Source organism: Nitrospirillum goiasense (assembly GCF_034427435.1).
Lineage (GTDB): Bacteria > Pseudomonadota > Alphaproteobacteria > Azospirillales > Azospirillaceae > Nitrospirillum.
The window spans coordinates 637,207-649,314 of record NZ_JAXQNP010000001.1 but is presented as its reverse complement, the minus strand read 5'-3'; the positions used below and the strand labels follow the sequence as shown (position 1 = coordinate 649,314).

Here is a 12,108-nt window from a genome sequence, read left to right as displayed (position 1 = left end):
GCTGGACCGGGCTCTCACCACCATCGGCCATCCGGGCTGAAACCCTTGTTCTGACGTCAGAACAGCCGTTCCGCGCGTTCCGGCCCCACAGGGAAACCCTGGCGGGGCCGGTGCCGATTGGGGTATGGGCTTATCCCTGGTCCGATGGCTGTCGAGGAACGGAGCATGAGCGTGGTGCAGGATATGGTCGGCGCGTCCGCGTCCCCCAACTGGGGCCGCATCCCAGCGGTGACCGTGACCGGCAAGGCCCGCCTGGCGGGCGACACCGTCATCCTGGAAACCGACGCCGGGCCCCTTTGGCTGACCCTGCACGACTTCGGCGCCCGCCTGCGCACAGGCGAGCGCGCCATCGGCGGCTATGGCCTGCTGGCGGAGGAACCCGAGGCCCTGACGCCGACCCTGACAGCCGAGGAGGGCCGCACCGTGGTCGCGGCCGGCGACCTGACGTGCACGCTGGACCACGCGCCCCTGTCCTTCACCCTCACCCGCGCTGGCCGGGTGGTGCAGTCCTCCCCCACCGATGGGCATTTCGTCCGCCGTTTCCGCCTGCCGCCCTTCGCCAAACTGGACGGCGCCTGGTTCGTCAGCCTGGATCTGAAGTCGGGCGAGCCGGTCTACGGCCTGGGGGAGAAGTGGGGCCAGTTGGACCATCGGGGACAGCTGCTGCGGTCGCGCAATGAGGACGCGCTGGGCGTCAATGGGCAGTGGTCCTATAAGAACACGCCCTTCGCCTGGTCGCCCGAGGGCTGGGGCCTGCTGGCCCACACGCCCGCCCCCGTGACCCATGGCGTGGGCTACGCCCCCTGGTCGCAGCGCGCCTATGGCCTGGTGGTGGAGGATGACCACCTGGACCTGTTCCTGTTCACAGGCGCCGACGGTGCCGCCTTGCTGGAACAATACACCGGCCTGACCGGCCGGGCGCCGGTGCCGCCGTTGTGGAGCCTCGGCGTCATCCTGTCCAAAGCCTATTACCGCACGCCGGAGGAGGTCATCGCCGTGGCGACGGAGGTGCGGGCCAAGGGCATGCCCTGCGACACCATCACCTTCGACGGCCGCGCCTGGCAGGACACCGACACCCGGTTCGCCTTCCAATGGGACCCCAAGCGCTTCCACGACCCCGCCGCCACGCTGGCGACGCTGAAGGCCATGGACTTCAAGATCTGCGCCTGGGAATACCCGCTGGTGTCGGTCAACAACCCGCTGTTCGATGAGCTGGCCGCCAAGGGCTGGCTGCTCAAGGACCGGCGCACGGGCGAGGCCTATCGCTATCAATGGGACCTGGAGCCCTTCGGCCCCGTCCTGACCCCCCTGCCCGACAGCGGCCTGATCGATTTCACCCACCCCGACGCCTATGCCTACTGGCGCGAGTGCCACCAGCCGCTGTTCGCGGCCGGCGTCGACATGATCAAGGCGGACTTTGGCGAGCAGGTGGAACCCGACATGCTGGCCAGCAATGGCGAGACCGGGCACGCCCTGCACAATGTCTACGCCCACCTTTATAACCGCTGCGTCTATGAGGCGGCGGAAAGGTACTGCGCCAGCGGGCCCTTCCTGTTCTCCCGCGCCAGCTGGATCGGGGCGCAGCGCTATCCCGCCCAATGGGGCGGCGACCCGCAAGCGGATTGGGAAGGCATGGCCGGCAACCTGCGCGGCGGCCTGTCCTGGGGCCTGAGCGGCGCGCCCTATTACGCCACCGACGTCGGCGGCTTCTACCGCGACCAACGCGACCCCATCCTGTATGTCCGCTGGGCGCAGGCGGCCGTCTTCTCCGCCCACATGCGCCTGCACGGCATCGGCCCGCGCGAGCCTTGGTCCTATGGGCCGGAGGCGGAGGCCGCGACCCTGGCCGCCCTGAAGCTGCGCTATCGCCTGATCCCCTATTTGCATGCCGCGATGGAGACGGCGGCCGCTACCGGCCTGCCGGTGCAGCGCGCCATGGCCCTGGCCTGCCCGGACGACCGCGCCGCCTGGGCCTTCGAGGATCAGTTCTTCTGCGGCCCCGACCTGCTGGTCGCCCCCTGCCTGAACGCCGCCGGCACCGTCACCGTCTATCTGCCGGCCGGGCAATGGCGCCGCTTCCCGGATGGCGCGGTGCTGGAAGGGGGGCGGGTCCACACCCTGACCCTGGCGCTGGACGAGATGGCGGTGTTCGCCCGCGCCGGCAGCCGCATCCCCCTGGGGCCCGAGGTGGAACACACCGGCGCCCTGGGCGGCCGGCCGGTGGTGGCGGAGTACTGGACGGCGGACTGAGCTTACGGCAGCCAGCCGGGGATGGCGGCCATCTCCGGCCGGCGGGAAAGAGCGGCCCAGGATGCCGCCCAGCAGCAGCCATGGTCCTGGCCGGGAATGGTGATGATGCGGGCCGGGGCATCGGGCGGCTGATGGGCCACGAAGGATTGGGCGATGGCGCCGTCCACCACCTTGTCGTCGGCACCGACGAAATGAACCTGGGGCAGGTGTGATAGCCGCGCGGCATCCGTCACCGGATCGATGGACTGCGACAGCGGCGTCAGATCCAGGGTGCGGGTCCACAGGCCGAAATCCAGATTCCCCGACACGGTGACCAGGCCGGCCACGTCGGCGCGCCGCTCCGCCAGCACCGCCGCCAGGCCGCCGCCGCCGGAATAGCCCACCAGCACCAGGTGCTGGGCATGGGCGTCGGCCTTCAGCCGGTCCAGCGCCAGGCTGGCGCTGTCCACCACCTCCGGCGCCAGGCGCGCCTTGGTCCAATAGCCCACCTGGCAGTTGCGCGGGCGGGTTTCCATGACGTATTGGCAGGGACGGGCCAGGTAGGCCACGGGGCCGCCGCCGGGATGGGCCATGGCCAGGCGCAGGGCCAGGGGATCGGTGGGCGTCGGATCCATCGCCGGCTGGGACGGCGTCAGATAGGCCATACCGTCGCCCTCGATATAGACGGTCAGCACGTCGCCGCTGGGTCCGGGACCTGGGGAGTAGGGTTTAACGGCCGTCGCCAGGTCAAAACTGTCCGCCGACAGGTAATCCCAGCGCCAGCCACCGGCCTGGGCCAGCGTGGGCCCGCGGTCCTGGCGACCGTGGATGCCGGTGCAGGCGGCCAGGCCGCCCACCAGCACCAGCGCCGCCAGGACCCGCGCCAAGGCCCGCCGCCGCATGGCGCCTCAGGCCTTCTTGGCCTTGAGGTCGGCCAGCGCCTGGGCCACACGGCCGACGACCGGCCCCCACTGGCCCCATTCCGTCTGCCGGAACAGCCGGACGGAGGGATACCAGGGCGTGTCGTCGCGGTTCTGCAGCCAGCGCCAGTCAGGCAGCAGGGGCAGCATCACCCAGGCCGGGCGGCCCAGGGCGCCGGCCAGATGCACGGGCGAACTGTCGATGGAAACCAGCAGGTCGACCTCCATCAGGATGGCGGCCGTATCCTCGAAATCGCGGATCTCGGGGCTGAGGCTGACGACATGCTTGGCCATGGCGGCCGGCGGATTCAGCGCCTGTTCTTCCTTGGGGCCCTTTTGCACGGAGAACAGGGTGACCCCGTCCTGGGCCAGCGGCGCCAACATCTCCAGTTCCATGGAGCGGTTGGCGTCGTTGAAATGGGTGGGACGGCCGGCCCAGAGGAAGGCCACCTTCAGGCCCTTGTACGGCTCCAGACGTTTGCGCCAATGCTCCCGCCGGTCGGGCAGCGCCGACAGGTAGGGCATGGGCTCGCCCGGCAACTGGCTGAGCTGCAGGCCCATGATCATGGGCAGGCTCATCATCTCCGCATGGACATCGAAGTACGGCGGCAGCTCCCCCCGCAGGGTCAGGGCATCGAAGCCCTTCATCCGCCGCGCCAGGCTGGCCGTCTCATGATTGATTTCCAGGATGACGTTGGCCTGGCTTTTCTCCTTGGCCCAGGCGACCATGCGCATGAACTGGAAGGTGTCGCCGTAGCCCTGCTCGTCATGGATCAGCAGGGTCTTGCCGGGAATGGGGCGGCCGTCCCAGCGCGGGCGCTGCACCTTGCGCTCGATGCGGGTGGTGTGGGCCAGGCTGTAGCGGTAGGCGTATTCACGCCAGCCACGGTCGAATTCCCCCAGCAGCAACAGGGTTTCCGACAGGTCGAAGCGGGTGGACAGGTGCCCGGGCAGGGCGTCCACCAGCATTTCCTGGATGGGCTTGGCCTCCGCCACCCGGCCCTGCACGCGCAGGGCCTGGGCCAGCAGGGCCCACAGCGTGACCGGGCCGGTGCCGCTCGCCAGCAGGGGCCGGATCATGGCCTCGACCTCGACACCCCGCCCCGCGATCAGCATGGGACGGATCTGCTGCTCCAGTTCCTTCATGTCCATGGCGGCGGGCCCCGTCAGGTGGTGGCCGGCTTGCGGCGGCGGCTGGCCGGCTTGGCCGCCTCTACCGTCTCCGCCGCAGGTTCAGGCGCGGCGGCCTTAGGCGTGGCCTTCCGGGCGGCCGGCTTCTTGGCCGGCTCCGTCACCGTCGGGGCGGGCGCGTCCGGCGCGTTGGGATCGATGCCCAGCGCGGCCAACAGCGGCGTGAGCTGGGACGCGAAGGGACGCCAGCGGCCCACGCTGCTGCGGAAGATGGGCTGGCGCACCTGGTTCAGACTGGCGGTCCGGATGGTGCGCTGGGTCTTGTGGAAGTCCAGGCAGGCGGGGTCCCAGGCGAGGCCACAGAACTCGACCAGGCGGCGGGCCTGGCCTTCCAGGTCGTCCACCACCTCTTCATACCGCACCTCGATAAAGCGGTCGGCCGGCAGCACGGCGCGCCAATGGTCCATCAGCCGTTCATAGGCCCGATAGAACTGGCCCAGTTCCGCCAGGTCATAGGTGAACAACTGTTCACGCGTGAACAGCTTGGTGTAGCAGGACAGGCAGGTATCCACCGGATCGCGGCGCACATGGATGATCCGGGCGTCCGGCAGGGCAAGGTTGATCAGGCCGGCGAACAGGAAGTTGGACGGCATCTTGTCCACGACCCTGCGGCGGCCGGCGGCCAGCGGGCGGATGAAATCCAGGTAGCGCTGGCCCAGCCCGCCGCAGTTCTCCGGCGTCAGGTGGGGGGCGATCTGCGGATAGGGGCCCAGCTGGTTCACCAGGCTGTTGAAGGCCGACAGTTCACCGGCGGCGGCCACCTGCGGGTGGCTGGCCAGGATCTGTTCGATCAGGGTGGTGCCCGACCGGGGCATGCCCAGCACGAACACCGCCTGGTCGCTGCCCGCCAGGGTGGCCTTGGCCTTACCGAAGATGTCGGCGGGGAAGGCGGCGGCGATGTCGGCCATCCAGCGGTCGGTCGCGGCCGAGTCATAGCTGAAGGTGGCGCGCTTCTGGCGGTTGCCCTCATTGAGGTAGCCGAAGGCCCGGTCGGCGTCGCCGATGTCCATCCAGGCCTTGCCCAGGGCGAAGTTCAGGGCGGTGCGGTCCGTCTGCGACTGCAGGGGATCGGGCCCGTACAGCAGGGCCTCCATCTTGGTGACGGCGGGGTCGCCCGACTGGAAGCGGTGCAGGTCCGACAGGTTGAACCAGGCGGACGCGGACCGCGGATACTGCGCCAGCACCTGTTCGAAGGCGGCCTTGGCCTCCCCCTTGTCGCCGCGCTCCATCAGCACGACGCCCCGGTTGATCAGGGCCTTTTCCGGGGCGAAGCCCAGGGTCTTCGACGCCTTGTCGAAGGCGGCCAGCGCCTCTTCATGATGGCCGACGGCCTGCAGCACCTCACCCAGCACGTTCTGCGCCTCGCCGTTCTCCGCCTGGAGGGAGACGGCGCGGCGGGCATCGGCCAGCGCCTCCTCCAGCCGCTCCAGGTGGCGCAGCGCCGTGGCGCGCACGGTCAGGGCGCCGGCATGCAGCGGGGCGTAGCTCAGCAGCGCGTCGATCCAGCGCAGCGCATCCTCATTGCGGTTACGGCCCAGTTCCACCGCCGCCGCGTTGATGTAGGCGTCCGACAGGCGCGGGTTCAGATCGATGGCCTTGCGCGCGGCGGCCAGCGCCTCATCCGGGCGGCCCAGATCGTTCAGCAGGTTGGCCAGATTGCTCTGCGCCTCGGCATAGGCCGGCGCCAAGTTCAGGGCGTATTCATAGCGCTGGCGGGCCTGGTCCAGCCGGCCCATGCGCTTCAGCGTGTTGCCCAGGTTGTTGTGGGCTTCGGCGTAATTGGGCTGCAAGGCCACCACCCGCTCCAGGCACGACAGGCTGTCATCCAGCTTGCCCGCCTCCTGCAGGATGATGCCCAGGTTGTTCCAGCCCGCCACCAGGGCGTTGTCCATGGTGACGGCGCGACGGGCGGCGACCTCGGCCTCCGCCAGCAGGCCGCGCTGGCGCAGCATCTCACCCAGGTTGCTGAGGTAGACGGCGGGGACGCGGGGCGCCTGGCAGGCGCGGCGCAGATGGTCGATGGCCAGGTCCAGGTTGCCATAGGCGTGCGCCATCAGGCCCATGAGGTGCAGGGCGTCCGACTGCCCGGGCCACAACGCCAGGACGTGTTGGCACAGCCGTTCGGCCTGGTCGGCCTGGCCGGCGTTCCAATGGGCATGGGCCTGGCCCAACGCCTGCTCAACGGTCATGGTGGTCTGCTGTTGGGTGGTCATGGCTTCGCGCACTTCATCAGGAATGGGTCGGAACGGGATCGGTTCAGGGCGTGCGTTTGGCGGGCACCGGCAGGGCCTTCAACGCCGCCGCCAAGCCATTCAACTGCACCGGGATGTCCATGGCGGCCTTGTCACCATTGATGTAGCGGACGGCAAGAACCTTGCCGCCGGTGAAGTGGTCCAGAACCTTGCCGTCTTCAAGGTCCGCCGCGGCGACGCAACCACCCTGTTGGCAGGCGTCGAAGGGCAGGGCCAGCGGCTTGTCCTGGTCAACGGTCAGGGTGATGCCGGGTTGCAGCAGCACGCCCAGCGGCGTGGTCAGGATCAGCCGCGGCTTGCCCTCCGGCCCCAGGTAGCCGATCTGGACATGCAGCATCATGACGTTCTGCGGGGTGACGATGGCGAACTGCTCGACATAGCAGATCTCGGCCCCGGCATCGGTCTTGGCGCAGTTCTTGGACCAGAGCGGCCCCGGCGCCTGCTTGACCTCCGGCCCCTTGGCGGCGGAGGCGGGGGGCGCCTTGACCGGTTCGGTCGCCGCCCCCGCGGCCCCCATGTGCGCCATCACGGTGCCGGCCGCCACGACAACCGCCACTGCCCTCGCCATTATGCTCATCTCGATACTCCGGCCCCTGCAAGTATGCGGCACACCCGCTTATAGAATGAAATGGCGGTATCCCGCCATGCCCGAACACCGCCCCATGTCCTGCGGAACCCGAGGCCCCGCGGCCCCTTGCTCAGCGTGGACGGACGACAAAGGACTAACCAGCAGGGCGATAACACCGTCAAGTGCTCAAACGCTTTCCCACCAGCATTTACGGGATCGGGCGCATGGCGGGTGATGTACCCATCGAAATCACAATCCACATCTGATCAATTCTGATAATTATGGCAAGTATCAGCTAAAAGATGATGGTTCTTCATGCCGCGGGGAATGGCGGGCCGCCGTTTGATTCGCGCTGCACGGCGGTCAAAAAGCCCAGGTGGCGCGTAAGACGCCGGCATGGCTCTGGTAATCGCGGCGCAGGTCGCCGGTGTATTCCAGCCGCAGGCTGACGCCATCGCCCTGACGAAGGGTGGCACCGACACCGATGGCCAGCCCATCGGCATTGACCTGGGCGGTGGTGCTGGCGAAGGCGACACCGGCCAGGACGCCCGTGGTGGCGACCGGGCCGTTCAGATAGTCATGCACCCAAGCCAGCCGCAGCTCCGGCACCAGCGTGCCCAGCCCGGTGTCGATACGGGTGGCCAGGGCCGCGCCCACCTCCTGCGTGAGGTTGCTGGTGACAAGGGCATCGACGGACAGGCCGGCGATCCCGGCATCGTGTTCCTGATAGCCATGGTTGGTCAGCCGCACGGCCCGCAGGCTGTATTGCGGCGTCAGGATCAGGGTCCCCGCCAGGGGCAGGTCGTAGCCCACCGCCACCTTGCCCAGATATTGTTCCCCCCGTAGTCGGCATTGGCCCGCGCGCCCAGGAACCCGATCCAGCGGCGTTGGTCGAACTGGTTGTACCCGACGCTGGCCTGGCCCTGGATGGACAAACGCCCCCCAACGGCATCCGGCCGCCAGACACCGTACGCCGTCAGTTGGTAGCTGCCGACGCGCGTCAGGCTTTGGGCGGCCATCCCCTGACCGACGGCGGCGCTGTTCAGCCAACTGAAGGCCAGGCCCGCCATCACCTGGTCATCGGCGTAGCCGTCGACGCCGATGACCAGACCGGCGCTGGAGGCGCGATAGCCCGCCACGTCCGCGGTGGTGGCGCGCAAGGCGCCGCCACCCAGGATCTCCCCCCAAAGGGCCCCCCGCTGGCCATCGGACCCCGCCGCAGCACCGCTGCCCATCAACGCCGCCACGGTCTGCTGGCGCTGGCTGATGGCCGTGGTCGTGGGTGTGGTCATGGTCAGGGCCATCTGCGGCGTCGTCTGGTTGGGCGCCAGTTGCGCCACCGCCGTTTGCTGGGCAACACCCGACAGGCCGGACAGAGGCGTGAGCACCGCCGCCTGGAACGCCGTGGCCGCTGGGCCGCCGCCGGCCGCGATCATGTCCAAGGCGGCCCCGGTGCCCATGGCCGCCCCCCTTGCGCCCGCCCAACCGCGGCATAGCGGACGGTGGCCGGCGGGGTGGGGGTTGAGGGACCGCCGGGCGTCGTCACGCCACCCCCGGTGCCACCCCCATTGCCCGTACCGGTATCCGTCCCGCCCGTGCCATTGCCGCCGGAACCTGGGCCCGAACCAGAATCCGTGCCGCCGCCGCTGGTCCCGCCCCCTGGGGTCCCACCCCCTGGGGGGCCGCCGCCCGGGGGGCCGCCGGTCGTGCCCGTGCTGGCGGTGTTCAGCGTCAACACCAACTGGGTATGGCCGCCGCTGGCGATGGTGGAACTGGTCACCGTGTAGCCGGCCGCCGTCAGCACCAGGTTCGATGCCGTGAGGCCCGCACCGGCGGAGACGATGGTGTAGCTGCCGGCCGCCAGCGCGCCGCCACCCGTGGGCCGAAGCGTGACCGCCCCGCCCGTCAGGCTGGCGCTGCCGCTGATCACCAGGCTGCCGTAACCGCTGGCGGAAGCGACGCCGATCACCAGGCCACCCGCCGTCTGGCTGAAACTGCCGGTGATGGTGATGGCGGTGTTGACCAACAGGGTGGCGCCGCTGTTGACCACGCCATGGGTGCCGACATCCAGGTGGTCGTTCAGCAGCAGCGTGCCGGCGATGAAGCGCACGTCGGCCAAGCGGCTGGTGATGCTGCCCAGGCGGCCAGCGGCACCCGTGAGCGTACCAGGGGCATCGTCGGTGCCGCCGCTGATGGCCAGGATGGTGGCGGACTGGTTCACGATGTCACCGGCGATGACCCCGCTGTTGGCCAGGGTGCCCAGGGCGCCGCCGGCCGCGATGTACAGCGCCGTGGCGCCGCCGGCGGTGTTGGCCAGGGTGCCGGTGACATCCAGCCTGTCCAGGCCGCCGCCGACATAATCGTTGCCGGCCACGGCCAGCAGGTCGCCCCCCTGGGTGACGCCGGTGGCCGACAGCCCCTCGATCCCGCTGGTCACGGTGGCGCCCCCGTAGCGCGAGCCCGTCCCCGCGTGGATCAGGGTGACGCTATCGCCCACGCGGTAGGTGCCGCCGGCGCTCACACCCGCCGATACCACGCCACCGGAGACAGTGGCCGCGTCGCTGACGCTCAGCACGTGGCCGCCGGCCACCAGCGTCCCGGCCGTCTGGTTGAAGGCACCGGTAAGGACCACGTCCCGGGACAGGATGAGGGTGGCGCCCTTGTTGGCCACCGTGTGGCCGGTCACGTCGATGGCGTCGCCCAGGCTGAGGTCGCCGGCCATGAAAGCCAGGTTGCTGAGGCTGTTGCGGATGGTGCCGCCAGCAAGCGTGCCCACCGTGCCACCGCTGCCGCCCGTGATCGCCAGGTCGTTGCCGCTGGCGTTGACCACATCGCCGATGATGGTGCCGGTATTCGCCAACGTGCCCAGGCTGCCGGCGGCGGTGATCATCACCGCCGTCGCCGCGGAGAGCGTGCCGCTGTTGGTCAGCGTGCCGAGGGTGCCGCCGACATAGTCGCTGACCAGGGTCAGGATCAGGTCGGTCGCGGTGCCATTGGGCGCTGTGCCCAAGGTGGCCGTGAAACCGGTGGCCGAGGCTGTCAAGCCGCTGGCGGTCAAGGTCCCCGCCGCGATGAGGGTGTAACGGTCGCCCGCCAGCAGGTTGGTCCCCGCCAGCGCCGCCACCGCCATCGTGCCGCCGGTCAGGCTGGCGGCACCGCTGACCACCAATTGGCCGGCCGCCGCCCCGCCAACAGACGCCCCGCCAATGCCAGCCACCAGCGTGCCGTCCGTCTGGGCGTAGTTGCCGGTCACGCTGACGATACTGGACAGCAGCACCGACGCCCCGCTGTTGACCAGGGTGTGGCCGCTGACATCGACCCTGTCGTTCAGCACCAGTTGGCCACCGCCCAGCACCACATTGGCCAGGGTGCTGGAAATGGTCGCCTGCCCGCCGTTGGCGCCGGTGTAGGTGCCGAGACCGGCGCCGCCGGACAGGGTCAGCACATGCGCCGACAGGTTCAGGATGTTGCCGATGATGGTGCCCTGGTTGACCAGGCCGGCCAGGGTGGCGCCGCTGTTGAGGCGCAGGGCCGTGGGGCCGACGATGGTGCCGCTGTTGCTGACCGTGCCGGTGGTGCCCGACAGATCCAGCGCGAAGCCGGTGCCGCTGATCAGGCCGGCGTTGGTCACCCGGCCCAGGGTGGCGGCGTTGGCGATGGCCTTGTAACCGCTGATCGTGCCGGTGTTGTCCACCACCCCCAGGGTGCCCTGGCCGTTGTAAAGGGCCTCCCCCGGCTGGTCAGGGTGCCGCTGTTGCTGAGCGTGCCCACGGTGCCGGCATTCACCAGGCCATCGCTGCGGCCGCTGACGGCGCCGCTGTTGGCCAAGGTGTCGATGGTCCCGAAGTTGTCCACGCCGGTCAGTTGCGCGTTGATGGTCGCCAGGTTCCGCACCTGGCCGATCCATCCCCGGTTCAGCAGACCGGCCTGGGTGCCGCCGCTCAAGGTGCCGGTGTTGACCAGGGTGGCGATGCTGCCGTCGTTCCAGAGGCCGGCGCGGCCGGCGATCAGCCCGCTGTTGCTGAGGATGCCGACGCCGCCCAGCGTGTGGACGTACAGGGCGGTGCTGGCGGCGTTGACGATGCCGCCATTGTCCAGGCGCCCGATCGTGCCCTGGTTCAGCAGGGCGATGACCGGCCCCTCGATGGTGCCGGTGTTGGCGAGGCTGCCGATGGAGCCGATATTGACCACCCCGCCGGAGAAGCCAGTGATGAACCCGCCGTTGAGAAAGCTGCCGATGCCGCCGGCATTGAACAGGGCGTGCCGGCCGAAGCCGATGCCGTCGCCAATGCGCCCCTGGTTCACCAGCGTGCCGATGCTGCCGCCATTGTAAAAGGCGGTGGACCCGGCGCTGAGGCCGCCGGTGGCGGCGATGGCGAGACTGGCGATGGTGCCGTTGTTCCGCAGCGCGATGGACGTCCCCTGTATCGTGCCGCTGTCGACCAGGGCGCCAATGCTGCCCTGGTTCAGCACGCCGGCCGTGCCGGTGAGGGTGCCGGCGATGGTCACCAGGGCGATGGCGCCGGTGTTGGCCAGGCCAGCGACGGTGCCGCCCGCCACGGTGGCCGTGGCGGCGACGGACACGGCGCCCAGCGTGCCGGCGTTGGCGTAGCCCGGGGTAGCGCCGGTCAGGGTCACGTCCTGCGGCCGGGCCGGACCCGCCGCCAGCGCGATACCCAGCGCCAGCAAGGACGGCCCACCCCTCAACAACACCGCCGACGCAGCCAAATCCCGCCCCATATCGCCCCTCCCCGCCTGGATCGCGACACGCCCCTTCGCAGGGCGGCCGCCCCTTTCAAGCGCGCCGGGTAGGTCTTGGCCTGTGACCAAGCGGTGACCGCCGGGCGGGGATAGCTGGCATTTTCAACAAACTTGCGCCTTTTCCGCTACTTGCATCCCCGTAAGTATTTTGGGTAAGGCGGGCCGGCGGAACGGCCGCGACGTCATG

7 protein-coding genes and 1 pseudogene are annotated in these 12,108 nt (G+C 69.7%); 1 reads left to right on the top strand and 7 read right to left on the bottom strand.

Features of this window, described 5'->3' with window-relative positions:
* Nucleotides 1-165: 165 nt before the first annotated feature.
* Complete coding sequence (locus ULB03_RS02350) at nucleotides 166-2,250, top strand: glycoside hydrolase family 31 protein (protein WP_322481715.1); 2,085 nt, start codon at nucleotides 166-168, stop codon at nucleotides 2,248-2,250.
* 2 nt (nucleotides 2,251-2,252) lie between these two features.
* Here the strand turns inward: ULB03_RS02350 and ULB03_RS02345 are convergent, their stop codons facing one another.
* The 7 genes and pseudogenes from ULB03_RS02345 to ULB03_RS02315 form a co-directional block, all read right to left on the bottom strand.
* Nucleotides 2,253-3,131: an alpha/beta hydrolase family protein gene (locus ULB03_RS02345; RefSeq protein ID WP_322481714.1), complete on the bottom strand. Its 879-nt coding sequence runs from the start codon at nucleotides 3,129-3,131 to the stop codon at nucleotides 2,253-2,255.
* Between the two features lie 6 nt (nucleotides 3,132-3,137).
* On the bottom strand, nucleotides 3,138-4,301 hold the full coding sequence (locus tag ULB03_RS02340; RefSeq protein WP_322481713.1) for a glycosyltransferase family 9 protein: 1,164 nt from the start codon (nucleotides 4,299-4,301) through the stop codon (nucleotides 3,138-3,140).
* A gap of 14 nt (nucleotides 4,302-4,315) precedes the next feature.
* Complete coding sequence (locus tag ULB03_RS02335; protein WP_322481712.1) at nucleotides 4,316-6,553, bottom strand: tetratricopeptide repeat-containing sulfotransferase family protein; 2,238 nt, start codon at nucleotides 6,551-6,553, stop codon at nucleotides 4,316-4,318.
* A gap of 43 nt (nucleotides 6,554-6,596) precedes the next feature.
* On the bottom strand, nucleotides 6,597-7,169 hold the full coding sequence (locus tag ULB03_RS02330) for an invasion associated locus B family protein (RefSeq protein WP_322481711.1): 573 nt from the start codon (nucleotides 7,167-7,169) through the stop codon (nucleotides 6,597-6,599).
* Between the two features lie 354 nt (nucleotides 7,170-7,523).
* A pseudogene (locus ULB03_RS02325) lies at nucleotides 7,524-8,395 on the bottom strand (autotransporter outer membrane beta-barrel domain-containing protein).
* A gap of 197 nt (nucleotides 8,396-8,592) precedes the next feature.
* Nucleotides 8,593-10,857, bottom strand: coding sequence for a beta strand repeat-containing protein (locus tag ULB03_RS02320; protein ID WP_322481710.1), 2,265 nt, complete (start codon nucleotides 10,855-10,857; stop codon nucleotides 8,593-8,595).
* A complete protein-coding gene (locus ULB03_RS02315; protein ID WP_322481709.1) occupies nucleotides 10,788-11,849 on the bottom strand; it encodes a hypothetical protein in 1,062 nt (353 codons plus the stop codon). Before ULB03_RS02315 ends, ULB03_RS02320 begins: the two co-directional genes overlap by 70 nt.
* Nucleotides 11,850-12,108 lie beyond the last annotated feature (259 nt).